The organism is Ralstonia mojiangensis (assembly GCF_023955645.1).
GTDB classification, from domain to species: Bacteria; Pseudomonadota; Gammaproteobacteria; order Burkholderiales; family Burkholderiaceae; genus Ralstonia; species Ralstonia mojiangensis.
In genome coordinates this window covers 84,867-107,819 of record NZ_JAMXHU010000002.1, presented here as the reverse complement: position 1 = coordinate 107,819, position 22,953 = coordinate 84,867, and the positions used below count along the sequence as shown (strand labels likewise).

The window sequence follows — 22,953 nt, the reverse complement described above, 5'->3', positions numbered from 1 at the left end:
CCTTATGCATCTTTATGCTGGGCATGGAATTCGTCATAGGCCTCGACGATGCGGGCCACCAGCGGGTGCCGCACCACGTCGACGCTGGTAAAGCGCGTCATCGCTACGCCGCGCACGTCACGCAGCACATGCTGCGCTTCGATCAGGCCGCTCTTCTGGCCGCGCGGCAGATCGATCTGCGTTGTGTCGCCGGTGATCACCGCCTTGGAGCCGAAACCGATCCGCGTGAGGAACATCTTCATCTGTTCCGGCGTGGTGTTCTGGGCTTCGTCCAGGATGATGAAGGCGTGATTGAGTGTGCGCCCGCGCATGTACGCCAGCGGCGCGATCTCGATCATCTGGCGCTCGAACATCTTCTGCGTCTTGTCGAAGCCGAGCAGGTCGTACAGCGCGTCGTACAGCGGACGCAGGTACGGGTCGACCTTTTGTGCGAGGTCGCCGGGCAGGAAGCCCAGGCGTTCGCCGGCTTCCACGGCGGGGCGTGTCAGCACGATGCGCTTGATGGCGTCGCGCTCCAGCGCATCCACCGCACAGGCCACCGCCAGATACGTCTTGCCCGTACCCGCGGGGCCGATGCCGAACGACAGGTCGTGCGAGAGGATGCTACGCAGGTACTCGCGCTGCATCGGTGTGCGGCCGTGCAGATCGGTGCGCCGCGTATGCAGCACCGGCGACAGATCATTGCCATCCGGCACGTCGGCGCTCGATTCCGGCAGGTACGCCCCGTGTGCGGCCACTTGGCGGGTTTCCACCAGGCCGAGCTGGATGTCGTCCACCGACAGCGGCTCACGCGCAGCGTTGTAGAACGTCTCCAGCGCGTTGGCCGCACCTTGTGCATTGGCGCCACGCACGGTGAACTTGCTGCCGCGCCGGTTGATGGTCACGTCCAGCGCTTGCTCGATCTGGCGCAGGTTCTCGTCCAGCGGCCCGCACAGGTTCTGCAGGCGCGTGTTGTCGTTCTTCGGCGCTGTGAATTCTGCGGTGGTGGGTTTCATCAAGTCAGGTCGTGTTGACGATCAGTGAGTCGCGCTGGCCGTACGCTGTTCCGCCACTTCGCCACGCAACGAATGCGGGAACGCATGCACGATGCGCACGTCGAGCATCTGGCCGATCAGCTGTTCGCGGCGCGCCTGCGGCAGATCGGGCAGCGCAAAGTTGACGACTCGGTTGTTCTCGGTGCGGCCGTGCAATTCCGTCGGATCCTTGCGCGACGGGCCTTCCACCAGAATGCGCTGCACGCTGCCGACCATGCCTTGGCTGATGCGTGCTACGTTTTCTTCGATGGTCGCCTGCAAATGTTTCAGGCGTTCGAGCTTGACGGCCTGCGGCGTGTCGTCGTGCAGGTTGGCAGCCGGTGTGCCGGGGCGCGGGCTGTAGATGAAGCTGAACGACGTGTCGTAGCCGATCTCGTGGATCAGGTCCATCGTCTTGGCGAAATCCGCGTCGGTCTCGCCCGGGAAACCGACGATGAAGTCGGTGGCGATCGAGATATTCGGCCGGATCGCGCGCAGCTTGCGGATGCTGCTCTTGTATTCGAGGACCGTGTAGCCGCGCTTCATCGCCATCAGGATGCGGTCGGAGCCATGCTGCACGGGCAAGTGCAGGTGGTCGACCAGCTTCGGGTTGGTGGCGTACGCCTCGATCAGGCGGGTGGAGAATTCCTTCGGGTGACTGGTCGTGTAGCGGATGCGCTCGATGCCCGGAATCTCGGCGACGTATTCCAGCAGCAGCGCGAAGTCCGCCCGCTCGCTGGTATCGCCCATCTTGCCGATGTAGGCGTTGACGTTCTGGCCCAGCAGCGTGACTTCACGCACACCCTGCTCGGCTAGGCCCGCTACTTCGGCCAGCACGTCGTCGAACGGGCGCGAGACTTCTTCGCCGCGCGTGTATGGCACCACGCAGTAGCTGCAGTACTTCGAGCAGCCTTCCATGATCGACACGAAGGCGGTGGCGCCATCCACGCGCGCGGGCGGAAGGTGGTCGAACTTCTCGATCTCGGGGAAGGACACGTCGACCTGCGAGCGGCCCGTACGGCGGCGCGCCGCGATCAGGTCGGGCAGGCGGTGCAGCGTCTGCGGGCCGAACACCACGTCGACGTAAGGTGCGCGCGCCACGATGGACGCGCCTTCCTGGCTGGCCACGCAGCCGCCCACGCCGACCACGAGATCCGGCTTGAGCGCCTTGAGCGCCTTCACGCGGCCAAGTTCGGAGAACACCTTTTCCTGCGCCTTCTCGCGCACGGAGCATGTGTTGAAGAGGATCACGTCCGCATCTTCGGGCGTGTCGGTGGGGACGAGGCCTTCGGCCGCGTTGAGCACGTCGGACATCTTGTCCGAGTCGTACTCGTTCATCTGGCAGCCGTAGGTTTTGATGAAGACTTTTTTCATGTGCCGTTCACAGTGGTTGACCTGGGGGCACGTGCTTCGTGGGGGGCTCTGACTACTGAGACTGCGCTTGCGCCTGACTTTGTGCCGCCACCGCAGCCTTGTAATCGTCATCGCTGACAACCCAGGCTGTCAGCAACTGCTGATACAAGTCGAGCTGATAGCGCACCTTGAACGTCTGGCCGACCACCGAACCCGGTGGAAGCAGCCGCCCATCCAGCGACAGGATCCGCACGCCCGGGGCGAAGCGGATATCGGCGCTGGTGCTTCCAAAGCCCAACAGCAGGATGCGGACGATCCCGGTGCTGCCGGTACTCAGCGTGCCGGAGTTGGCCGAATTGATGGTCAACTGGGCTGCCGGAGCCGCCGCCGGAATGTTACGCAGCACTTGCGCATGGGACAGCAGCGGCGCCGATACCGCAGCAACGGCAGCAAAGGCGAGGGCGAGGACTTGGCGTCGGGTGCGCATGGCGTCGTCAGGAGAAAGCCACCGCCGGGTGAGCGACCCGGCACACGAAACACGAGACAACCCGATATTGTAGCGTTCCGGGGCGAAGTCTTATAGCGCTTCGGCAATCTTGGCGGCCAAGGCCACGCCGCTCAGGAACGCGGCTTCCACGCGCGGGCCTTCGCACCAATCGCCGCAGGCGCCCAGGCGGGCAGCGGCGTCCCAGTGGCAGGGCATGCCGGCGGACTGCTCCACCAGCGCGTGTGGCCACAGGTGCGCGGCCATCAGATCGGGCTGCGGCGTGCCCGGGAAGGCTTCGGCAAAGCGGGCGTGCATGGCGTGGAGCGCCTGTTCGGGCGTGTCCTGAGCATGCGCGGCCGACCAGGCCGGCGACGCATGCACCACCCAAGATTCATCGACCATGACGCGGCCCGGCTTGGTGTTGTCACGGGCGGCCCAGGCCAGCATATCGTCGTCGATGCGAATGCCGTCATACGGCAGGTCCAGCGGTTGCGCAAAACCCATCATCAGCGCCCAGCACGGGGCGTAGTGCACCGGGGCGATTGCTTCCTGCAGCGACGCCGGCGTGGCGCCATGAAACAGCGCCGGCAGTTCAGGCGCGGGCAGGGCCAGCGCGATGATGTCGGCGTGAGTGGCCTCCGTGCCGTTGCGCTCGATCGTCCAGCGCCGGCCATCGTGCGCCACACGTGTGACGACGTGGCCGAAACGCACATCCAGTGGCGCGGCTAAGCTGCGCACCAGCGCGCCCATGCCGGGCAGGCCGACGTAGCGGGCTTCGTCGCGTGAATCGGCTTGCAGGGCGTCGACCGTGCGATGGCCCCAGCGCGCGGGCCACGGCAGCACCGAGCCCTGACGGCCGGCGGCATCCACCGCGCGGCGGAAGGCCTCGCTGCGCACGTTGAACGACTGCGCGCCGTGGTCGAACGCATACGCCGGTGCGGCCTCGGGGAGCACCGTGGTGGCCAGCCGGCCTCCGACACCGCCCGCGCGCTCATAGACCGTGGTGGCAATGCCTTCTGCGGCAAGTGCGTTGGCACAGGCAACACCGGCAATGCCGGCTCCGACGATGGCGATGGAAGGCTGGCTCATGGATGTGGGGTGAGTGTGGGGCGGGGAATCCGGAAATCGGCGCGTCAATCGTCGCGTAATAGTCCGCCATGATATCGGGTCGCGCCCCAATGAAAAACGCCACCCGGAGGTGGCGTTTTGCGATGGCGCAATTCTGCGGCTTAGAACTTGTAACCCACAGCCAGCCCGAACACGATCGGATCGACCTTGATGTCGGTCTTGTTGACCGCCAGCACCTGGCCTTGCTGGCTGCGGATCGTGATGGTGGAGGTCGTCTTGAGCGGCAGATACGACACCGTGCCGATGGCGGTCCAGTTCTTGGCGAACTCATACGACACGCCCACGTTGGCGACCGGCGTCCACGAACTGGACGTTTCCGCCGTCACCTTGGCCGGGCCCGTCGGAACCTGGCCCATGCCGAGCTGCAGCACCTGCCCCAGGTTTTGCAGGCCGTTGACGAAGTTTTGATTCAGCTTCAGGTTGGTGAAGAAGTTGTAGCTGACGCCTGCGCCGACAAACGGGCGCAGCTTGCTTTCCTTGGTGCCGAAGTAGTACTGCGCGACGATCGCCGGGCTCCATTCACGCACGGTGGCGACCGGGTTGTTTTGCGGCAGGCCCAGGTTGATCAGCGTCAGCGGTCCGACAACCGGCACCGGCGCGATCACATTGCCGCTGCCGTACAGGTTGAACTTGGGCGGCACGCCACCCACGAACGTACCGGCGATGTTGTCGGTAAAGAAGTGCGTGAACGTGAGCGACAGCGTATTCGCGTTACTGACTTTCACGTCAGTTCCTGGCGACTGGTAGGTGCCGAGACCCAGCGCGCTGGTGGTGGTGGTCAGCGGCGTGGCCGAATCCATCGGGCGAATGTAGAACCAGCCCAGTGCCATGACGTTACGGCCCCAGACGTAGTTGTCCATGAAACCGCTGAAGCCGCCACCACTGCTGCTGCTGATGCCACTGCCGCTACCGCTGCTGGCACTTGCAGCCACGTTGGCTTCTGCGGTGGATTGGGCGTGAGCCAGGGGGGCGGCAAGGGTGCTGGCGGCAGCGCAGGCAAGGGCTGCGGCAAGGCGACGGGCGGTGCGGTTCATGTGGTTGTCTCTCTTGATTGGATTGTTATCACGCCTTGGTGTGGCGATTTGTGTTTCCGCAGCATAACGCAGCGCTTTTGTTCGGTTGCGCTGCGATGATCGAAGTTTTCCTCTAGCGTGTACGCACGCAACAAGGGGTTTCCCCTAGTCTCGTTTCATACTCTCCACCGGTCGGCGGAGCCTTGGCCCACAACGGTCTACGGGCGGCAGTCTAAAACTTGTATTCCGGATTTTTAGGGTTGAAAGTCTGGTCGTTCCAGGTCTTGCGCGTCACGCTCTCAATGACGATTTTCTCGAGCTGATTGCCCGATTCATCCCACGCTTCTTCAATGCGCACCCACGGGTTTTTGAGGTCGAAATACAGGCGCACGCGCTTGGCGTAGAACGTGGGCGGTCCGCTTGGCGCATCCCAGGTCAGCCGCAGCATGCGTTCACCGTCTTCGGTCACCATCTTGGCTTCACTGAACTTGCCGTTGCCGCCGGCTGCCACGTGGGCGCGTCCGTCGCGCTCGACCGTGTCGACGATGAATTGCAGCCCCAGCTCGCGCGCCGTGTGGTTCGACTGCGATCTGGCCAGCGAGCCATCCAGCGCACTCCAGATCGCCACGAAACCGACGAGCCCGCCTAGGTGGCCGTACATCTCATCCTTGCGCGCGGTTTCGTCGTAGATGATTTCCTGACCGGCGTGCGAACCGCCTTTGAGCCAACGCGCGTAGACCTGGCGCGGTGCATTGCGATAGCGGATCAGCATGAGCGCCGGTTGGCTTTGCCACTGGTCTTTGACGCGTTCCTGGCGGCGCATGCGGTATTCATATTCCGGCAGCTTGGCCACCTCACCCTTGAGCCAGCGCACCAGCGTTTCGGGTTTCATGGCTTGCGCCATGGCCAGGACGTCTTCGTCAGACCAGCCCGCAAACGCGTTAGCGTGGACCTGGCTGCCGAGCCAAGCCGTCTGTCTGGCGATGTCCATGGCGGCAAAGCTGCCGATGGCTGCCGATTGCGATGTGGCCGTCGGAGCGGCTGCCGCCGGCGCGGAAGCATCCGGCGTGGCGGGCTGGGCCCAGGCGTGTGCGGCGCCTGCCAGCACCACGGCCAGGGCGAGGGTACGCAAATGCATACGGGTCTCCAGTGTTGGCGTTATTGCTGCGCCTGTGCGCGGGCGCGCTTGATGTCCGGATCGGCATCGCGCAGCTCGCGGCGCAGAATCTTGCCCACGGTCGACTTGGGCAGCTCTTCGTGGCGGAACTCGACGATGCGCGGCATCTTGTAGCCGGTCAGATGGGCGCGGCAGTGTTCGAGCAGCGCGGGCTCGGTCAGAGCGCCAGTGCGCGGCACCACGATGATCTTCACGCGCTCGCCGGCCACGGGGTCGGGCACGCCAATCGCCGCCACCTCCAGCACCTCAGGATGCAGTGCCACCACGTCTTCGATCTCGTTCGGGTACACGTTGAAACCCGACACCAGGATCATGTCTTTCTTGCGGTCGATCAGGCGGATGTAGCCGTTGGCATCCATCACGCCAATGTCGCCGGTGGAGAACCAGCCCTCGGCATCGATGGATTTGGCGGTTTCATCGGGGCGCTGCCAGTAGCCGCGCATGACTTGCGGCCCACGCACCTGCAGTTCGCCCGGTTCGCCCAGCGGCGCGATCGTGCCATCGTCGCGCTTGAAGCGCACTTCGGTGGACGGCGCGGGCAGCCCGATCGTGCCGCTGAACTCAGTCACGTGCGGCGGGTTCATCGACACGACCGGCGAGCATTCCGTCAGCCCGTAGCCTTCAACGATGGTGTGGCCCGTGACCTCTTTCCAGCGCTGAGCAATCGCACGCTGCACTGCCATGCCGCCACCGATGGTGATCTTCATGGCCGAGAAATCGCGCTTGGCAAAGTCCGGGTCTTCCAACAGCGCATTGAACAGCGTGTTCACACCTGCAATGCCCGAGAAGCGCTCGTTGCGCAGGATGAAGATCACGCGCTTTGTGTCGCGCGGATTGGCGATCAGGATATTGCGCCCGCCCAGCGTCATGAACATCAGCAGGTTCACCGTGAGCGAGAAGATGTGATACAGCGGCAGCAGCGTGACGTTGGTTTCCACGCCGCCGTTGAGCATGCTCTTGGACCACTCTTCGGCCTGCAGCAGGTTGGCGATGATGTTGCGGTGCGTGAGCATCGCGCCCTTGGCCACGCCCGTGGTGCCGCCGGTGTATTGCAGGAAGGCGATGTCTTCCGGCACCAGTTGTACTGGCTGCATTGCGCGTGAGCTGCCCGCGGCCAACGCATCGCGCAGCCAGACCGGCGACGGCAGCTTGTAGGCCGGTACCTGCTTCTGCACGTGGCGCATCACGAAGTTCAGCGCGCGGCCCTTGAGGTTGAGCGCACCGCCCATCAGGTCGCCAATGCCGGTAATGACGATGTTGCGGATCTCGCTGCCTGGCAGCGCCTGCTCCAGCGTGCGTGCGAAGTTCTCCAGCACGACGATCGTCTGCGCGCCGGAATCGCGCAGCTGGTGCGCCAGTTCCGGCACCGTGTACAGCGGATTGACGTTGACGACGATGGCGCCGGCCAGCAGCGTGCCGAACAGGCACACCGGGTACTGCAGGCTGTTGGGCAACATGATCGCTACGCGGTCGCCTTTCTTCACGCCGCGCGATTGCAGCCACGCCGCAAACTGCTTGGCCTGGCGTTCGCATTCGTCGTAGGTCATCTCGGTGCCGACACTCACGTAGGCGACGCGGGTGCGGTACTTCTCCACCGATTCGCGAAACACCTCGGCCAGCGAGTGATAGCGATCGGGATTGATTTCGGCGGGTACGCCCTCGGGGTACGACTTCAGCCAGATGCGGTCGGTAAGGCTGTTGCGGTCGGCAACGGTGTTCATGGTGTCTCCGTCCATGAAGAACGCGGCGTGGTTTTGTTATGTGCCGCGCGGGTTCTCGGGTCGGGCCGTTCCCGTATTGGCCCGAAGGTTCAATGCGACATCGTTTCGGGGCGCTCCAGAATGGCGACGACACCTTGTCCGCCAGCGGCACAGATCGACACCAGCCCGCGCCCGCTGCCGCGCTGCGCCAGCATCTTGGCCAGCGTGGCGACAATGCGGCCGCCTGTGGCGGCAAACGGGTGGCCCGTGCCCAGCGAGCTGCCGTTCACGTTGAGCTTGCTGCGGTCGATGCTGCCCATCGGGGCGCTGCGGCCAAGCTTTTCGCGGCAGTATTCGGGCGATTCCCAGGCGGCCAGCGTGCTGAGCACCTGGGCGGCAAAGGCTTCGTGGATTTCGTAGTAATCGAAGTCCTGCAGCGTGAGTCCCGCGCGTTGCAGCATGCGCGAGACGGCATAGGCCGGCGCCATCAAGAGCCCTTCGTTCTGCTCCGGCGTGCCGCTGAAGAAATCGACGGCAGCCGTGTCCGCGCAGGTCATGTAGGCGAGCACGGGCAGGTTGTGCGCGCGCGCCCAGTCTTCGCTTGCGAGCAGCACGCACGACGCGCCATCCGTGAGCGGCGTGGAGTTGCCGGCCGTCATGGTGCCGGCCGCGCTGCGATCGAATACCGGCTGCAGCTTTGCCAGTTGCTCGATGGTCAGGTTGCTGCGCAGGTTGTTGTCGCGATCGAGCCCCAGGTGGGCGGTCATCAGGTCGGTGAAGAAACCGCGCTCGTAGGCGGCCGTGAGGTTGTGGTGGCTGCGCAGGGCCAGCGCGTCCTGATCTTCGCGACGGATGCCCCAGCGCTTGGCCATCAGTTCGCAGTGTTCGCCCATCGACAGGCCGGTGCGCGGTTCGCTGTTGCGCGGCAGGAGCGGGCGCACGAACATCGAGGGCCGCAGCCCGGCCAGCGCCTTGACGCGCGCACCGGTGGATTTGGCGCGGTTGGCCTCCAGCAGGATCTTGCGCATCTTCTCGTTCAGGCCGACGGGCGCATCGGAGGTGGTATCCGTGCCGCCGGCAATACCCACGTCGATCTGCCCCAGCGCGATCTTGTTGGCGACGAGGATGGCGGCTTCCAGCCCCGTGCCGCAGGCCTGCTGGATGTCGTAGGCGGGCGTCTGCTTGGCCAGCGTGGTGGAGAGCACCGTTTCGCGCGTCAGGTTGAAATCGCGCGCATGCTTGATGACCGCGCCGGCCACGACTTCGTCCAGGCGCTGGCCGTGGAGGTTGAAGCGGTCGATCAGGCCCTGCAGTGCGGCGGTCAGCATCTGCTGGTTCGATGCCGTGGCGTAGGCCGTGTTCGAGCGCGCGAACGGAATGCGGTTACCCCCGAGGATGGCGACGCGGCGCACCTGCGCGTTGACGAGCATGAATTCAGTCTCCCGTGTTTTCTTGTGGTGCTTGTGGCAGCGTCAGCATGCCGCGCAGATAAGGTTTGTCGCCCGTGGCGTTGCGCACTTCAAACGCGCGGCCGGGAGCGGCTTTGTTGCCTTGCCACAGCGTCGCTGCGCCTGGCAGGGATAGCGGCGTTTTGAACTCGGCTACCACTTCGCCCTGGGTGAGCGGTGCCGCCGGCAGCAGGGCGGCCAGCGCACGCGCCTTCGTCCACATGCCGTGGGCAATGGGGTGCGCGAAGCCGAACAGCTTCGCGCCGATGTTGGATACGTGGATGGGGTTCCAGTCGCCCGACACACCGGCGTAGCGTCGGCCGGTATCGGCAGGCACATCCCAGTGGCCGATGGGCGACAACTCCTGCGCATTTGGCAGCGCGATCAACGGTGCGCCCTGCGGAGAAGACACCCCTACGCGCAGGTAGGTGGAAAGCGATTCCCATATCACCGCACGGCCCCTGATGACGGCCGTCTCAATAGCGAACGCCTGCCCCCGTGCATGGTGGAACAACCGGCGGGGGCGTACTTCCACGCGCACCCGCTCGCCTGCCTGCAGAGGCTGGTGCTGGCGGATCGTGTTGCACAGGTGCACCAGGCCAATCACCGGATAGGGAAACGCCGATTCCGTCATCAGCATGAGTTGCAGCGGAAAGCCCAGAAGATGCGGATACGTCATCGGCACGCCATGCGCGGGCGAGAACCCGCACACCGCTGCATACTGGGCGATGTGCTCGGCCTCAAGCGGCACTTCCTGACGCACCAGCGTGTGGCGGGGCAGCGGCCCGCCGCGCCTGCCCTTGCGTTGCGACAGCAGCGCGCGCCAGGCCAGTGCACCCGGCGACGGCGGCTCGGTCACCAGCGTCTGGGTCGCGATCATCGGATAGGGCAGGGCTAGCGAGCGCATGGTTGCGTCAGGCTCCCAGCAGGCTTTGCCCGCACACGCGCACGATGTTGCCTGTTACGCCGTTCGACGCGGGGTTGGCGAACCACGCAATCGTCTCGGCCACGTCGACCGGCTGACCGCCCTGGCTCATTGCGTTCATGCGGCGGCCGGCTTCACGGATGGCAAACGGCACGGCCGCTGTCATCTGCGTCTCGATAAAGCCCGGCGCAACGGCGTTGATGGTGATGCCGCGTTCTGCCAGCAACGGTGCGCCAGCCTGCACGAGGCCGATCACGCCAGCCTTGGACGTCGCATAGTTGGTCTGCCCCAGGTTGCCCGCAATGCCGCTGATGGACGACACACACACGATGGCGCCCCCCGCAAGCAGCGCATTGGCCGCAAGCAGCGCGTCGTTGATGTGCAACTGCGCGGTGAGGTTGATATCCAGCACACTGCGCCAAGCGGGTTCGGTCATGCGGGCGATGGTCTTGTCGCGCGTGATGCCGGCGTTGTGCACGAGGATGTCGATGCCGCCCAATGCAGCAAGTTGCTGCGCGAGCAGGGCGGGCGTTTCCGGTGCGGCAATGTCGTACGCCATGGCTTCACCGCCGATTTCCTGGGCGACGGCGTTCAGTGCTTCCTGTGCGGCGGGCACGTCCAGGCATAGCACGCGTGCGCCATCTCGTGCCAGCACGTGCGCAATGGCTGCACCGATGCCGCGCGAGGCGCCTGTCACCAGCGCGGTGCGCCCGGCCAGCGGCTTCTGCCAATCCACCGAGACCGCAGCGGCGCGATGCACGCGCACCACCTGCCCCGACACATATGCCGAGCGTGCCGACAGCAGAAAGCGCAGCGTCGATGCGGCTACGTTTTCCGCACCCTCGGCAACGTAGACGAGCTGCGCCGTGCAGCCGCGCCGGACTTCCTTGCCGAGCGATCGCGTCAGTCCTTCCAGCGCGCGCTGCGCGACCGACGCCTCGGGCGTCTTGCAGCCCTCCGGCGGACGGCCGATCACGACCACGCGCCCACAGCGGCCGATGGCCCGGACGCCATCGTGGAATACGTGATACAGCGCATCGAGGCCGTCGACCGTCGCAATGCCCGTGGCGTCGAAGACGATGCCGCCAATGCGATCAAATGCTTCGCCTTCTTTGCCGGTGGGCGCGACAAAGCGTCCGGTGATCTGCCCGTGCCGGTTGGCGGCGCCGAGCCACTCCGGATCGCTTTCATGAAAGCGCGTGGGTACGCCGGCCTCGGCAAACAGCGCGGCGAGCGTCTCGCGCATGGAGCCGCCCGGCGCCGCACCCACCAGGAACGGCCCGACAAATTCCGGTTCGCCGGGCACATAACGGCGCAACGGCACCGGCTGCGGCAGGCCGAGGTTGGCCGACAGCCACTTGCCGAAACCGGAACCGACGAAATCGAGGTACTTGTCTTGCATCGTTATTGTTGTCGTTGGTCAGGCCCGGACCCTCAGGCTGCGCGGCGCTCAGCGGCCTGCAGGGCATCGAGCGCATCCTTGCGGCGCTGCAGGTCGGCCATCAGGTTGAAGTCGGGCGGGAAGTCGTCCACGGCGACTGCGTGCTCACCGTAGCGCGCGTAGTCGCACAGCTGCTTGCGTTCGCCCTCGTCGATGAGGTCTTGCGCCACGGCTTGCGCGGTCCAGGCTTCGAAGTCGGGCAGGCTCTGCGGCACGGGCGGCAGCTTGCCTGCGCGGATGGCCGGTTTCAAGCGTTGCTCGATTGCGTCCACGGCCGGTTGCAAGCGGAAGGCCGCTTCGCCATAGGCAATCGGGTCGACCTCGGGTGTCGGACAGTACGAGTCGGCCAGCAGGCGATCGCGCACGGCGCCCGGCGTTTGCATCAGCTCGGCAACCTGCGCAGCCAGCGCATCTGACGGCTTGCGATACGGCGTGCCAAACGGGAAGATCAGCACACGCAGCAGCGCGGCGATGCCCGCGTTCGGGAAGTTGGCCAGCACGCCGTCGAGCGCATCGTGCGCCTTCACCAGCGCGTCCTGCACCGACCAATGTACGAGCGGTGCGTCTTCGGCGGGACGGCCCTCATCTTCAAAGCGCTTGAGCGTGGACGAGATCAGATACATCTGCGAGAGGATGTCACCCAGCCGCCCCGTGATGCTTTCGCGGCGCTTGAGTGTGCCGCCCAGCGTGAACATCGACACATCGGACAGCAGCGCCAGCGCGGTCGAGAAGCGGTTCACGGCTTGGTAGTAGCGCTGCATTTCCGGTGCGGCATTGCCCGGTGCCGGCGCCACGCGGCCGCCGGAGAGCGCGTGCAGGAACGCACGCACCAGGTTGCCTGCGATGAACGCGCCGTGGCCGAACAGCGCCGTATCGAACGCCTGCAGCGTCTCGGGTGAATCGGCACCTTGCGCGGCCGTCATCTCGCGCAGCACATACGGATGGCAGCGGATCACGCCCTGTCCGAAGATGATCAGGCAGCGCGTCATGATGTTCGCGCCTTCCACCGTGATGGCGATCGGCACTTGCTGATATGCACGTGCCAGGAAATTGTTCGGCCCCATGCAGATGCCCTTGCCGCCGACGATGTCCATCGCATCGGTCACCACATCGCGCGCACGTTCGGTGACGTGGTACTTGGCAATGGCGGAGATGACCGAAGGTTTCTCGCCCAAGTCAACGGCGAGCGCAGACAGACGCCGCGCCGCATCCATCATGTACAGGTTGCCGCCCATCCGACCGAGCGCTTCCTGGATCCCTTCGAATTTGCCGATGGGCGTACGGAACTGGCGTCGCACGGCGGCATACGCACCGGTGCTGCGCACGGCCAGCTTGGCCATGCCCACGTTGGACGACGGCAGCGAAATCGCCCGGCCCGCTGCCAGGCATTCCATCAGCATGCGCCAGCCACGGCCGACTTGCGCCTGGCCGCCGATCACCCAGTCGATGGGGATGAACACGTCCTTGCCGGAGTTTGGGCCGTTCTGGAACACCGCGTTGAGCGGCCAATGGCGGCGCCCGATGTTCACACCCGGATGCTTCGTCGGGATGAGCGCGCAGGTGATGCCGGGCTCCTTGTCGCTACCGAGCAAGCCATCCGGATCGACCGCGCGAAACGCCAGCCCCAGCACCGTTGCGATGGGGCCGAGGGTGATGTAGCGCTTGCTCCACGTCACGCGAAAGCCCAGCGTCTCGCGGCCTTCGTGTATGCCGCGGCAGACCACGCCCACATCGGGAATAGCTGCTGCATCAGAGCCGGCATACGCGTTGGTCAGCGCAAAGCACGGGATTTCTTCACCGCGTGCGAGGCGCGGCAGGTAGTGGTTTTTCTGCGCTTCGGTGCCGTAGTGCAAAAGCAGCTCGGCGGGCCCCAGCGAGTTCGGCACCATGACCGACACGGCTGCGGCCGAGCAGCGCGTCGACAGTTTCATGATGACCTGCGAATGCGCGTACGCCGAGAAGCCTTTGCCGCCGTATTCCTTCGGGATGATCATGCCCAGGAAGCCGGCGCGCTTCGCATAGGCCCACGCCTCGGGCGACAGGTCCTGCCAGATCTGCGTGCTTTCCCAATCGTTGGCCAGGTCGCAGAGCTTTTCGGTTTCCACATCGAGGAAAGATTGCTCTTCCGCCGACAGGCTCGGCGGCGGCGAAGACAGCAATCGCGACCAGTTGGGTCGGCCGGAGAACAGTTCGGCATCCCACCAGACGGTGCCCGCTTCGATGGCGTCGCGCTCGGTTTGCGACATCTCCGGCATGATCTTGCGGAATATCGCCAGCACCGGGCGCGTGATGAGTGCCCGGCGCAACGGTTTGAGCGCGAGCACCAGCGCCGGCAGCACAAAGACGATGGCGAGTACCGTGGTCATTACCGGGCCCACCAGGCCCAGCCAGACGCCGGCCACCAGCCACACGGCGGTCGCGACCAGCCAGGCGAATGCCGAGGCTTCCATGCTGGCGAGCCCGAGCACGCCGATGCAAAGCAGGACGATCCAGATCGTCGTCATGAGGGTCTCCATTCGATGCGTCTAGGTGCCGGATGCCTCGAACACGCGGCAGTACCTGCCAATTGCCCGAGCGACTCCCGTGCCAGCACACGGGAGATCGGCGCCGGGCCTGGGTTGTCAGGCGTTAGGGCTGCGCCAGGGGCGCATCGGGTTGGCCGGGAAGATCGCGCGTGCCGCATTGCTGCGACGAACGGCCAATGCCCGGGTGCGCGCAGAGGGCGCGGGGCCGTCGCCATCGCTGTCGTCACCGTGATGATCATCGTGCTCATCAGCGCCGAGATCGTCGTGGTCGTCTGCGGCATCGTCGGCGCTGGCGCGTGCGGCGGGTGTGCGGCCGAACAGGTCACCGGCGAAGGGCGAGGCGGTGGTGGGTGTCGAGCTGCGTTCGCCGCTGCGGCCATTGCCGTGCCCTGCGTGGCGACCGGAGCCGCTATTGCCGCTGTCGTTGCCGTTGGGGGCATCGTCTGCTTGCGCGACGGGCGTGGGCACCTGTGCTTCGGCCAGTTCGACCACCTGATCGAGCGCGCCGGCCTCACCTGGCAGCGGGGCGTTGAGCGTAGCCACCACCAGCGCCGTGAGGCGTGCCAGCAGCGAGGCATCGTTCATCGTCTTGCCCTGCGTGAACAGTGGGAGCAGGTTGTTGAGGTCGTCGCCGGCCAGCACGCCGGCGAGTGCCTTGAGCGCAAAGTGCAGGCGCCAGCCCAGTTCTGCGCGCGGCAGGTGCGGCAGCGCACGCGAAAAGGCTTCAAAGAACCGATCGAACACCAGTGCGTAGTGGCCGAGCAGATAGTTCTGCACGAACGGCGAGGTATCGGAATACACGCGTCCCATCAGCCGCAGGAACGCAGGGCCGCCGGTGTCGGGGTTGCGCGCCATCTGCAGCGCCGGCACAAACAGCGCGCCGAGCACGTGGTCGCAGGTTAGTTGCTCCTTGGTCCAGCGCTCTTCGCACGCATCCAGCAGCGCCAGCCGGCGCGTGTTGAGCGGGTCGAGCCGGCGCCCAAGCACCGACTGCATCAACGCTTCCTTGCTGCCGAAGTGATAGTTGACCGCGGCCAGATTGACCTTGGCGCGCGCCGTAATCTGCCGCAACGACATCGCCTCGTAGCCGAAATCGATGAACAGCAGTTCGGTGGCTTCCAGAATGCGGCCCTTGGTGTCTCCTGCTCCAGGACGTCCCATGTCTCCTACCTCGTTTTTTAGGCCTGATATCGGGCTCGATTGCTGCAGTGCAGCGCTCGAACGTACGATTCAAACATGTGTATGGGGTTGCCCGGGCATGTTAGGAACAGACGTTTGAAAACACCAAGCGCCCAATTCGAGCGGGCACTCTAGACGGGAGGAGCTTGCCCAGCCAATGTATGAAACACATGGTCTGGAAAGTGAGTGAACGCAAACATCAAAAAAGCCAAAGGGAGTTTGGGGCCGGGTAGGCGGGTCAGCCGGCCGGCTGATAGAGCGAGGTCAGGGCGCAGAAGAATGCGGCAGCGTTTTGTGCAAGGGCGGGGAGGTGATAGCCGCCTTCCTGGACGACCGGCGTCGGCAACCCGATCGCGCCGCCGGCCTGGCCAAGGCGGCCGAAACCCTGCGTCGAGACATCCACCTGCGATTGTGGGTCTTCGCAATAGACGGAGCGGCGTCTGTCAGCAGCCGAAGGCGCATTCCTTGCGCATTTCCGGCGGTATTCGTTGGCGGAGCGGTTGGGGGATGTGGTGAATGTGCCGTTGGCGGCTTTGCGGGCGCCGGTGGGGTAAACACCATCACCTGTTAAACTAGCGCCCTTCTTGCAGTCCCCGGGGTCCAGTCGCCCCGTCACCTACCTAGGCTTTGTCCACGATTGGCGCACGAACGAATGCGCGGGACACGCCGGTCCAATTGCTTTTCCATGTCGTTTTCCGAACTCGGCTTGTCAGACAAGCTGGTACGTGCCGTGGCCGAACTCGGCTACGCAGAACCCACTCCGATTCAACGCCAGGCCATCCCCGCCATCCTCAAGGGCGGTGACCTGCTCGCCGGTGCACAGACCGGCACCGGCAAGACCGCCGGTTTCACGCTGCCGCTGCTGCACCGCCTGTCTGCTTCGCAGCCCAACAAGGTGCAGACGCCGCAGGGCATGCGCTTCCCGATCCGTGCGCTGGTGCTGACGCCCACGCGTGAGCTTGCCGCGCAGGTGGAAGAAAGCGTGCGCGCCTATGGCAAATACCTGCCGCTGAAGTCGATGGTGATGTTCGGCGGCGTCGGCATCAACCCGCAGATCGATGCACTCAAGCGCGGTGTCGATATCGTCGTGGCCACGCCGGGCCGCCTGCTGGACCACGTCGGCCAGCGCACCATCGATCTGTCCCACATTGAACTGCTGGTGCTGGACGAAGCCGATCGCATGCTAGACATGGGCTTCATCCACGACATCCGCAAGATCCTCAACATCCTGCCGCCGAAGCGTCAGAACCTGCTGTTCTCGGCAACGTTCTCTGACGACATTCGCGAACTGGCCGATCGCTTGCTAGATAAGCCGGCGCTGATCGAAGTCGCGCGCCGCAACACGACGGCCGAGACGGTCGAGCAACGCATCTATCCGGTGGATCGCGAGCGCAAGCGCGAACTGCTGGCCAAGCTCGTGCGCGACAACGACTGGCACCAAGTGCTGGTGTTCACTCGCACCAAGCACGGCGCGAACCGCCTGGCCGAGCAGCTCACGCGCGACGGCATTCCCGCGCTGGCCATTCACGGCAACAAGAGCCAATCGGCGCGCACGCGTGCGCTGACGGAATTCAAGGCCGGAACGCTGCGCGTGCTGGTTGCCACGGACATCGCCGCGCGCGGTATCGACATCGACCAACTGCCGCACGTGGTCAACTTCGACTTGCCGAACGTGCCGGAAGATTACGTGCACCGTATCGGCCGCACGGGCCGCGCCGGTGCGCAAGGCGAGGCGATCTCGCTGGTCTGCGTGGACGAGCATGGTTTGCTGCGTGACATTGAGCGCCTCATCAAGCGCGAACTGCCGCGTACCGTGCTGGAAGGTTTCGAGCCGGACCCAACCATCGCGGCGGAGCCGATTCCAAACGGGCGCAACTCGGCGGGCCGTGGCGGCAACGCGCGTGGTGGCCGCCCGGGCGGTGGCCGTAGCCAGCAGCCTCGTCAGGCCAGCGCCAACGCTGCGCCACGCGAGCCGCGGGCTCCGCGTGAGCCTCGCGAACCGCGTCGCGAATCGAGCGGTAATGGTCAGGGGCAGGGTCAGAATCAAGGCCAAGGCCAGGGTCGCAATGGTGGCGGCAGCCGCCAGCGTCAGGCGCAAGGTCAGCAAGGTCAGCGTGACGGCCAAGCTCCAAAGCCGCGCAATGGCCAATCGCAAGCGCGCGGCCAACGCCAAGGTAATGGCCAAAGTCAGGGCCAGGGCAATGGCCAAGGTGCGCAGGGTGGCCAACAACGCCGCGCATCGAACACGCAAGCCGCGCAGCCTGCCCACAAGGGGCAGCCGGCCAAGCAGCCGTTCAACGGTCTGTTTGCCAAGGCTGCTGCGCTGCTGGGCGGCCGTAAAGCCTGACGTTCATGCACGACGACGGCCGGCCTGCATCAATTGAAGCGCCCTACGACGGCCTGACGCCCGACAGCATCCTCGATGCGTTGGCGCAGGTCGAGCTGATGCCGGACGGCCGCATGTTCGCGCTCAACAGCTACGAAAACCGCGTCTACCAGGTCGGCGTGGAAGACAGCGCGCCAGTGGTGGCCAAGTTCTACCGCCCGGGCCGCTGGACCGAGGCGCAGATTGTCGAAGAACATGCCTTTACGGCAGAACTTGCGGCGGCGGAAATCCCCGTGATCGCGCCGCTGGAAATCGATGGCCGCACGCTGCACGCGTTCGAGCGCTGGCATTTCGCGGTCTTTCCGCGTTGTGCAGGCCGGGTGCCTGCCATCGACCAAGACGACACGCTTGAATGGATGGGCCGTTTCCTCGGGCGCATCCACGCCGTCGGCGCGCAGCGGTCTTTCATGGCGCGGCCCGCACTCGACATTGACACCTTTGGCGTGCAATCGCGCGACTGGCTGCTCGAGCACGATTTCATCCCGCCCGATTTGTTACCAGCCTGGCGCAGCGTCGCCGACGCCGCACTCGACGGCGTGCGCCGCTGCTACGACCGCGCGGGCGACGTTTCGCTGCTGCGTCTGCACGGCGATTGCCACGCCTCGAACGTGCTCTGGATCGAAGAGGCCGACGCCAAGCAGGGTGATCCGCTGCGCAGTGCCGGCCCGCATTTCGTCGATTTTGATGACAGCTGCACCGGCCCCGCTGTGCAGGACCTGTGGATGCTGCTCTCGGGCGATCGCGCATCGATGCAATCGCAGCTCGCCAGCTTGCTTGCCGGCTATGAAGACTTCTGCGAATTCGACACGCGCGAGCTGTATCTGGTGGAAGCGCTACGCACGCTGCGCTTGCTGCATTACAGCGCATGGTTGGCGCGTCGCTGGAATGATCCGGCGTTTCCTGCCGCGTTTCCGTGGTTCAACACGCAACGCTACTGGCAGGACCGGGTGTTGGAATTGCGCGAGCAGATCGCGCTGTTGGACGAACCGCCGCTCTGGTGAAACCGAGCGGCGGTTTTTCTTTGAGGCTTGGGCTTAGGCGAACTTGCCGGCCTGGAAGTCACGCACGGCCTGGAAGATTTCTTCCTGCGTGTTCATCACGAACGGGCCGTATTGAGCGATCGACTCGTTCAGCGGCTTGCCCGCCACCAGCAGCACGCGCGCCTCGGCATCCCCTGCACGGATGACCACGCCGTCACTGCCTTCCGCGTTGGCGAGGATGGCCATCTGCTTGTCTTCCACGCGTTGCAGCCCAGCGTTGCCAGATGCTTCCGCATCGCCCACCAGCGCGCTGCCACGGAACACGTAGACGAACGCGTTGTGTCCGGCCGGCAGCACCTGCGCAAACGACGCTCCCGCCGGCAGCGTGATGTCGAGGTACAGCGGCTGTGTCGCTTCACGTGTCATCGCACCTTGCACGCCTTGCGATTCTCCTGCGATCACGCGCACGGCCACGCCGTCTTCCGTCGTGAACTCGGGAATCTCGTTCGACGGGATGTCGCGGTACCACGGTGTCGTCATCTTGTCGCTGGCGGGCAGGTTCAGCCACAGCTGGAAGCCTTCCATCACGCCGTCTTCTTGTTCCGGCATTTCAGAGTGCACGACGCCGCTGCCGGCCGTCATCCACTGCACGCCGCCGTGTTGCAGCAGGCCTTCATGGCCGGCGCTGTCGCGGTGGCGCATGCGGCCAGCGATCATGTACGTCACCGTTTCAAAGCCGCGGTGCGGGTGGTCGGGAAAGCCGGCCAGATAGTCGTTCGGGTCGTCACTACGAAAGGCGTCCAGCATCAGGAACGGGTCCAGCCGACGTTGCAGGTTGTTCGTCAGGACGCGCGTGAGCTTCACGCCCGCGCCGTCCGAGGTGGGGCGGCCCGTGATGATGCGCTCCACGCGGCGGCCACGTTGCACTTGCGGTTGCACGAGGGTTTCCATGTTGTTCTCCTGAAATCGGGCGTTTGTCATATGCCAAATGTAGGGTGGTTGCCCGGTTTGCACTAGTCGGTTATTGTGGGAAAAAATGTTGCTCCCGGCGAGACAATCACAATCCCAGGCCGGCGCGCATCACGATAAAAGGAGGAAAACCATGGATCTGAACCAATTGGCGCTGTTCGTGCGCGTGGTCGAAGCGGGGAGCTTCACGGCAGCGGCAACGCGGCTCGATCTGCCCAAATCGTCCGTCAGCCGGGGCATTGCGGCGCTTGAACAGGATTTGAACGTACGACTGTTACAACGCACAACGCGCACGTTGCATTTGACCGATGCCGGCCAGAGTCTGTATCAGGTGGCGTCGCATGCACTGGAAGACATCGAACGCGCCACGACCTGCGCCGGCGAGCTGCAAGACCTGCCGCGCGGCAAGGTCCGGATCACGTCTTCCGAAGACGTCGGCCGCCTCCTGGTGGCGCCTGTCGCGGCGCGCTTCATGCAGCAGTATCCGGAGATTGACCTGGACGTGGTGTTGACGCCGCGTAATGTCGATCTGGTGCAGGAAGGATTTGACCTTGCTGTCCGCGTCGGACGCTTGGCCGACAGTTCTCTCGTGGCGCGGTCGCTTGGTGTGTTGCGCATCGGCTTGTTCGCCTCGCCCGATTACCTGCAGCGCCGCGGCGCTCCAGACACCGTGCAAGGGCTGGCCGACCATTGCTGCCTCGATTTCCGCGGCACCGGCCGCGGCGAAACGCAATGGCGCCTCGTTGGCCCCGATGGCCTGAAAACGGTGGCCGTGCGCGCCCGCCTGAACTCCGACAGCCTTATCTATCTGGAAACGTTGATCGCGTCGGGCGCTGGCATCGGCCCGCTGCCGCTGTACGCGAGTGCCGTGGCGCGCGCCAACGCTCCGCTGCCTCGCCTCGTGCGCGTGCTGCCCGATTATGCGACCAGCGGAGAGCCGATCAACCTCGTCACGCCATCCGCCCGGTTCGTTCCCAAACGCGTTCGATTGTTGATCGACATGCTGACCGAGTCGATTCGGCAAGAGCTGGAAAACGCGGATCCCACCTGAGGCGTGACGGCTCAGAAGCGGGCGCGTCAAATGTTGTCACGACTGCTCCGACAGCGCGTATCGCACGGCATCATGCGCTTCGCGTGTGCCGACCAGTACGTCTGACCCTTCTTGACGTTATCCCCCGTAAGCGTTGCAGTGTGTCCCCCCGGCGCACAGCGACGCAGTCTGGCACATGCGACCCTTGGGTGTTTCCGATCCCGTCACATTGTGGGAAATACCGCCGCCCGGACCTTGTTGTCCGGGCTTTTTTTTGTCCAGATTTCGTGGAATGAATGCGGCACCGGATGATTCAAGGCGCTTCACAAATTAGGACTCTTCTCATGGTTCGTAGCAAACCTCGCCACGAAAATTGCAAACACGTAACACATGCAACGGATCGCGCTGAACGCGACGGTCGGGCGCTATCAACGCTCGCGCCATCCGGCACGCATGTGCGCAATTTTCATGGAGCCGAACATGCGTATCGCCTTGCTTGAAGACGATCCCTTCCAAAGCGAAGTCATCGTCCAGATCCTGTCCCAGTCTGGCCACGACGTGACGCCCTACAGCGATGGAGCGACGTTGCTGCGCATGCTGGGCCGATCGTCGTACGACATGCTGATCCTCGACTGGCACACGCCGGGCATGCTCGGTATCGATGTGCTGAGCGTGGTGCGCAGCCGTCACAGGGACGTGCTTCCCATCCTGTTCGTCACAGCCGAAGAAGGTGAAAAGAGCATCGTGCGCGCACTGACCCAAGGCGCCGATGACTACATTGCGAAGCCGTTCCGCATTGCCGAGCTCCGTGCCCGCGTCGATGCGTTGCTGCGCCGTGCGTATCCGATCCCGTATGGCCGCCTGCCGTTCTCGGTAGGGCCGTACCACTTCAACCCACAACGCCAGCAGATCACACTGCACGGCGAGCCCGTTACGCTGACGGGCATCGAATTTCAGCTGGCGCTGCTGCTGTTCTCGAACGTGGGCCGCACGCTGTCGCGCGACCATATTTTCGGACAGGTGTGGGGCCGTAATTCATCGGAGTACACGCGCACAATCGATAGCCACGTGTCGCGCATCCGCATGAAGCTGAACATCGAACCGGTGAACGAAGTGCGCTTGGTGGCGGTGTACAAACACGGTTACCGCGTGGACCACCTGAGGCCGGCGGATGACATGAATGCGCTGTCCCAGATGGACCTCGCATCCTACGACGCTTAAGCGCACGCCGACCGCCACGTAGTAAGGGCGCCCCAGCAGCAATGCGGGCGCCCTTTCTCGTTATCCATCGGCTGGTATGCTCGGCGCTTCCTTTTCCTTGGGCGAGGTCGGCGTGCCGTTTTTCAATCTCAATGCAGAGGCCGATGCGTTGCCGCGCGCATGGTCGTCTCGCGTGCTGGAGCGCTTTGGCGGCGGCAACTTCAAGGTGCTGCGCATGGACGGCACGCCGTATCCCGACGAAGTGCACGACTATGCCGAAGGCCTGCTGGTGATCGATGGCGAGTTGCGCCTGTGCATCGACGGCGAAGCGGTAACGGTGTCGCGCGGCGAGCTGTATGTCGTGCCCGCCGGCGTGCCGCACTGCGTGGATGCCGGCAGCACGGGCACGTTGGTCATTCTGGACGTGTAAGCGGGGCGTCGTGTGCCTCCGCGAGTTGCTTGATCCGCTGCAGCATCATCCGCCGGATCAGTCCGCTTGGCATGCGGATCAGCACCCAGTAAGGCGTGAAGCGGCGGCGGGCCGATGTGCTGGAGCAATGCACGCACGTGCGGGTGGTCAGCAGCGTACCGGTGCCGTCGGATTCGGCAACGAACGTCATGACCAGCTTGGCGATCTCGGGTTCGGAGAACGTGCGAAACGCGCTGGCTTCAACGTGGACGAGTCCGCCGTCGGATTCCCAGAAGCGGCCGACGAGGCCGAGCGCGAGTTCGCGATCTCCATCGCGGCCGAGTACCGTGAAATCGTGCAGGCCGAATCCGGCATCGATACGTCGCGCACTGGGCTTGCCCATCGCGGCGGCGATGCGCGCCGGGATGGCGCGCAGGTGCAGGAACAGCCTGGCTACCGGGAAATCCGTGACGTCAAGTTGCGAGGCCATGTCGAGCACGCGCGCGGGCGATGCATTGACCCGTATGTGGTGCTGCTCGCTGAACTGATGCTCGGGAAGGAATGTGTGCAACAGGCTCATGCTGATGGAT

General features: G+C 64.7%; 19 protein-coding genes and 1 pseudogene. 5 read left to right on the top strand and 15 right to left on the bottom strand.

Going from position 1 to position 22,953, the window contains the following annotated elements:
* Window positions 1-2 precede the first annotated feature (2 nt).
* From NG898_RS07185 to NG898_RS07125, 13 genes and pseudogenes are all read right to left on the bottom strand, one after another.
* Window positions 3-995, bottom strand: coding sequence for a PhoH family protein (locus NG898_RS07185; protein WP_092973202.1), 993 nt, complete (start codon window positions 993-995; stop codon window positions 3-5).
* A gap of 21 nt (window positions 996-1,016) precedes the next feature.
* Complete coding sequence (gene miaB, locus NG898_RS07180) at window positions 1,017-2,387, bottom strand: tRNA (N6-isopentenyl adenosine(37)-C2)-methylthiotransferase MiaB (protein WP_252691707.1); 1,371 nt, start codon at window positions 2,385-2,387, stop codon at window positions 1,017-1,019.
* Window positions 2,388-2,439: 52 nt separating this feature from the next.
* Window positions 2,440-2,853 (bottom strand): hypothetical protein, encoded by a 414-nt coding sequence (locus tag NG898_RS07175; protein WP_252691706.1) that lies wholly within the window; start codon window positions 2,851-2,853, stop codon window positions 2,440-2,442.
* Window positions 2,854-2,943: 90 nt separating this feature from the next.
* Window positions 2,944-3,942, bottom strand: coding sequence for an NAD(P)/FAD-dependent oxidoreductase (locus NG898_RS07170; protein ID WP_252691705.1), 999 nt, complete (start codon window positions 3,940-3,942; stop codon window positions 2,944-2,946).
* Between the two features lie 140 nt (window positions 3,943-4,082).
* Window positions 4,083-5,015, bottom strand: coding sequence for an OmpW/AlkL family protein (locus NG898_RS07165; RefSeq protein ID WP_252691704.1), 933 nt, complete (start codon window positions 5,013-5,015; stop codon window positions 4,083-4,085).
* A gap of 211 nt (window positions 5,016-5,226) precedes the next feature.
* On the bottom strand, window positions 5,227-6,132 hold the full coding sequence (locus NG898_RS07160) for a DUF1571 domain-containing protein (protein WP_252691703.1): 906 nt from the start codon (window positions 6,130-6,132) through the stop codon (window positions 5,227-5,229).
* A 20-nt stretch (window positions 6,133-6,152) separates the two neighbouring features.
* Complete coding sequence (locus NG898_RS07155; RefSeq protein ID WP_252691702.1) at window positions 6,153-7,892, bottom strand: AMP-binding protein; 1,740 nt, start codon at window positions 7,890-7,892, stop codon at window positions 6,153-6,155.
* 89 nt (window positions 7,893-7,981) lie between these two features.
* On the bottom strand, window positions 7,982-9,301 hold the full coding sequence (locus NG898_RS07150; protein ID WP_252691701.1) for an acetyl-CoA C-acetyltransferase: 1,320 nt from the start codon (window positions 9,299-9,301) through the stop codon (window positions 7,982-7,984).
* Between the two features lie 4 nt (window positions 9,302-9,305).
* Entirely contained in the window at window positions 9,306-10,226 is a 921-nt protein-coding gene (locus NG898_RS07145; protein WP_252691700.1) for a MaoC/PaaZ C-terminal domain-containing protein, read from the bottom strand.
* A 7-nt stretch (window positions 10,227-10,233) separates the two neighbouring features.
* Window positions 10,234-11,646 (bottom strand): 3-oxoacyl-ACP reductase, encoded by a 1,413-nt coding sequence (locus NG898_RS07140; RefSeq protein ID WP_252691699.1) that lies wholly within the window; start codon window positions 11,644-11,646, stop codon window positions 10,234-10,236.
* A gap of 32 nt (window positions 11,647-11,678) precedes the next feature.
* Entirely contained in the window at window positions 11,679-14,189 is a 2,511-nt protein-coding gene (locus NG898_RS07135; RefSeq protein WP_252691698.1) for an acyl-CoA dehydrogenase, read from the bottom strand.
* Between the two features lie 117 nt (window positions 14,190-14,306).
* On the bottom strand, window positions 14,307-15,371 hold the full coding sequence (locus NG898_RS07130) for a TetR/AcrR family transcriptional regulator (RefSeq protein WP_252691697.1): 1,065 nt from the start codon (window positions 15,369-15,371) through the stop codon (window positions 14,307-14,309).
* Window positions 15,372-15,627: 256 nt separating this feature from the next.
* Window positions 15,628-15,819 (bottom strand): annotated as a pseudogene (locus NG898_RS07125) (hypothetical protein); the annotation flags it as partial.
* Window positions 15,820-16,074: 255 nt separating this feature from the next.
* Here NG898_RS07125 and NG898_RS07120 point away from each other — a divergent pair.
* Entirely contained in the window at window positions 16,075-17,736 is a 1,662-nt protein-coding gene (locus tag NG898_RS07120; protein ID WP_252691696.1) for a DEAD/DEAH box helicase, read from the top strand.
* A 5-nt stretch (window positions 17,737-17,741) separates the two neighbouring features.
* The gene (locus tag NG898_RS07115) at window positions 17,742-18,776 is read left to right on the top strand and encodes a serine/threonine protein kinase (RefSeq protein WP_252691695.1); all 1,035 of its coding nucleotides are present in this window, start codon (window positions 17,742-17,744) and stop codon (window positions 18,774-18,776) included.
* Between the two features lie 33 nt (window positions 18,777-18,809).
* Here the strand turns inward: NG898_RS07115 and NG898_RS07110 are convergent, their stop codons facing one another.
* The gene (locus tag NG898_RS07110; RefSeq protein WP_252691694.1) at window positions 18,810-19,706 is read right to left on the bottom strand and encodes a pirin family protein; all 897 of its coding nucleotides are present in this window, start codon (window positions 19,704-19,706) and stop codon (window positions 18,810-18,812) included.
* A gap of 151 nt (window positions 19,707-19,857) precedes the next feature.
* Here NG898_RS07110 and NG898_RS07105 point away from each other — a divergent pair, with 151 nt between their 5' ends.
* The 3 genes from NG898_RS07105 (at window position 19,858) to NG898_RS07095 (ending at window position 22,384) form a co-directional block, all read left to right on the top strand.
* Window positions 19,858-20,775 carry a LysR family transcriptional regulator gene (locus NG898_RS07105; RefSeq protein WP_092973177.1) on the top strand — a complete coding sequence of 306 codons (918 nt, stop codon included), beginning with the start codon at window positions 19,858-19,860 and terminating at the stop codon, window positions 20,773-20,775.
* Window positions 20,776-21,234: 459 nt separating this feature from the next.
* On the top strand, window positions 21,235-21,975 hold the full coding sequence (locus tag NG898_RS07100) for a response regulator transcription factor (protein WP_252692494.1): 741 nt from the start codon (window positions 21,235-21,237) through the stop codon (window positions 21,973-21,975).
* Between the two features lie 76 nt (window positions 21,976-22,051).
* A complete protein-coding gene (locus NG898_RS07095) occupies window positions 22,052-22,384 on the top strand; it encodes a cupin domain-containing protein (protein WP_252691693.1) in 333 nt (110 codons plus the stop codon).
* On the opposite strand, the gene NG898_RS07090 is transcribed toward NG898_RS07095, so the two are convergent.
* Entirely contained in the window at window positions 22,368-22,943 is a 576-nt protein-coding gene (locus NG898_RS07090; protein ID WP_252691692.1) for a hypothetical protein, read from the bottom strand. The genes NG898_RS07095 and NG898_RS07090 overlap by 17 nt on opposite strands.
* Window positions 22,944-22,953 lie beyond the last annotated feature (10 nt).

Bases quoted from the DNA above. Each gene is read 5' to 3' on its own strand.
- NG898_RS07100 (WP_252692494.1), top strand. From the start codon at position 21,235: ATGCGTATCGCCTTGCTTGAAGACGATCCCTTCCAAAGCGAAGTCATC.
- NG898_RS07105 (WP_092973177.1), top strand. From the start codon at position 19,858: ATGGATCTGAACCAATTGGCGCTGTTCGTGCGCGTGGTCGAAGCGGGG.
- NG898_RS07170 (WP_252691705.1), bottom strand. From the start codon at position 3,942: ATGAGCCAGCCTTCCATCGCCATCGTCGGAGCCGGCATTGCCGGTGTT.
- NG898_RS07175 (WP_252691706.1), bottom strand. From the start codon at position 2,853: ATGCGCACCCGACGCCAAGTCCTCGCCCTCGCCTTTGCTGCCGTTGCT.
- NG898_RS07165 (WP_252691704.1), bottom strand. From the start codon at position 5,015: ATGAACCGCACCGCCCGTCGCCTTGCCGCAGCCCTTGCCTGCGCTGCC.
- NG898_RS07185 (WP_092973202.1), bottom strand. From the start codon at position 995: ATGAAACCCACCACCGCAGAATTCACAGCGCCGAAGAACGACAACACG.
- NG898_RS07090 (WP_252691692.1), bottom strand. From the start codon at position 22,943: ATGAGCCTGTTGCACACATTCCTTCCCGAGCATCAGTTCAGCGAGCAG.
- NG898_RS07120 (WP_252691696.1), top strand. From the start codon at position 16,075: ATGTCGTTTTCCGAACTCGGCTTGTCAGACAAGCTGGTACGTGCCGTG.
- NG898_RS07135 (WP_252691698.1), bottom strand. From the start codon at position 14,189: ATGACGACGATCTGGATCGTCCTGCTTTGCATCGGCGTGCTCGGGCTC.
- NG898_RS07150 (WP_252691701.1), bottom strand. From the start codon at position 9,301: ATGCTCGTCAACGCGCAGGTGCGCCGCGTCGCCATCCTCGGGGGTAAC.
- NG898_RS07115 (WP_252691695.1), top strand. From the start codon at position 17,742: ATGCACGACGACGGCCGGCCTGCATCAATTGAAGCGCCCTACGACGGC.
- NG898_RS07155 (WP_252691702.1), bottom strand. From the start codon at position 7,892: ATGAACACCGTTGCCGACCGCAACAGCCTTACCGACCGCATCTGGCTG.
- NG898_RS07160 (WP_252691703.1), bottom strand. From the start codon at position 6,132: ATGCATTTGCGTACCCTCGCCCTGGCCGTGGTGCTGGCAGGCGCCGCA.
- NG898_RS07140 (WP_252691699.1), bottom strand. From the start codon at position 11,646: ATGCAAGACAAGTACCTCGATTTCGTCGGTTCCGGTTTCGGCAAGTGG.
- NG898_RS07095 (WP_252691693.1), top strand. From the start codon at position 22,052: ATGCTCGGCGCTTCCTTTTCCTTGGGCGAGGTCGGCGTGCCGTTTTTC.
- NG898_RS07145 (WP_252691700.1), bottom strand. From the start codon at position 10,226: ATGCGCTCGCTAGCCCTGCCCTATCCGATGATCGCGACCCAGACGCTG.
- miaB (WP_252691707.1), bottom strand. From the start codon at position 2,387: ATGAAAAAAGTCTTCATCAAAACCTACGGCTGCCAGATGAACGAGTAC.
- NG898_RS07110 (WP_252691694.1), bottom strand. From the start codon at position 19,706: ATGGAAACCCTCGTGCAACCGCAAGTGCAACGTGGCCGCCGCGTGGAG.
- NG898_RS07130 (WP_252691697.1), bottom strand. From the start codon at position 15,371: ATGGGACGTCCTGGAGCAGGAGACACCAAGGGCCGCATTCTGGAAGCC.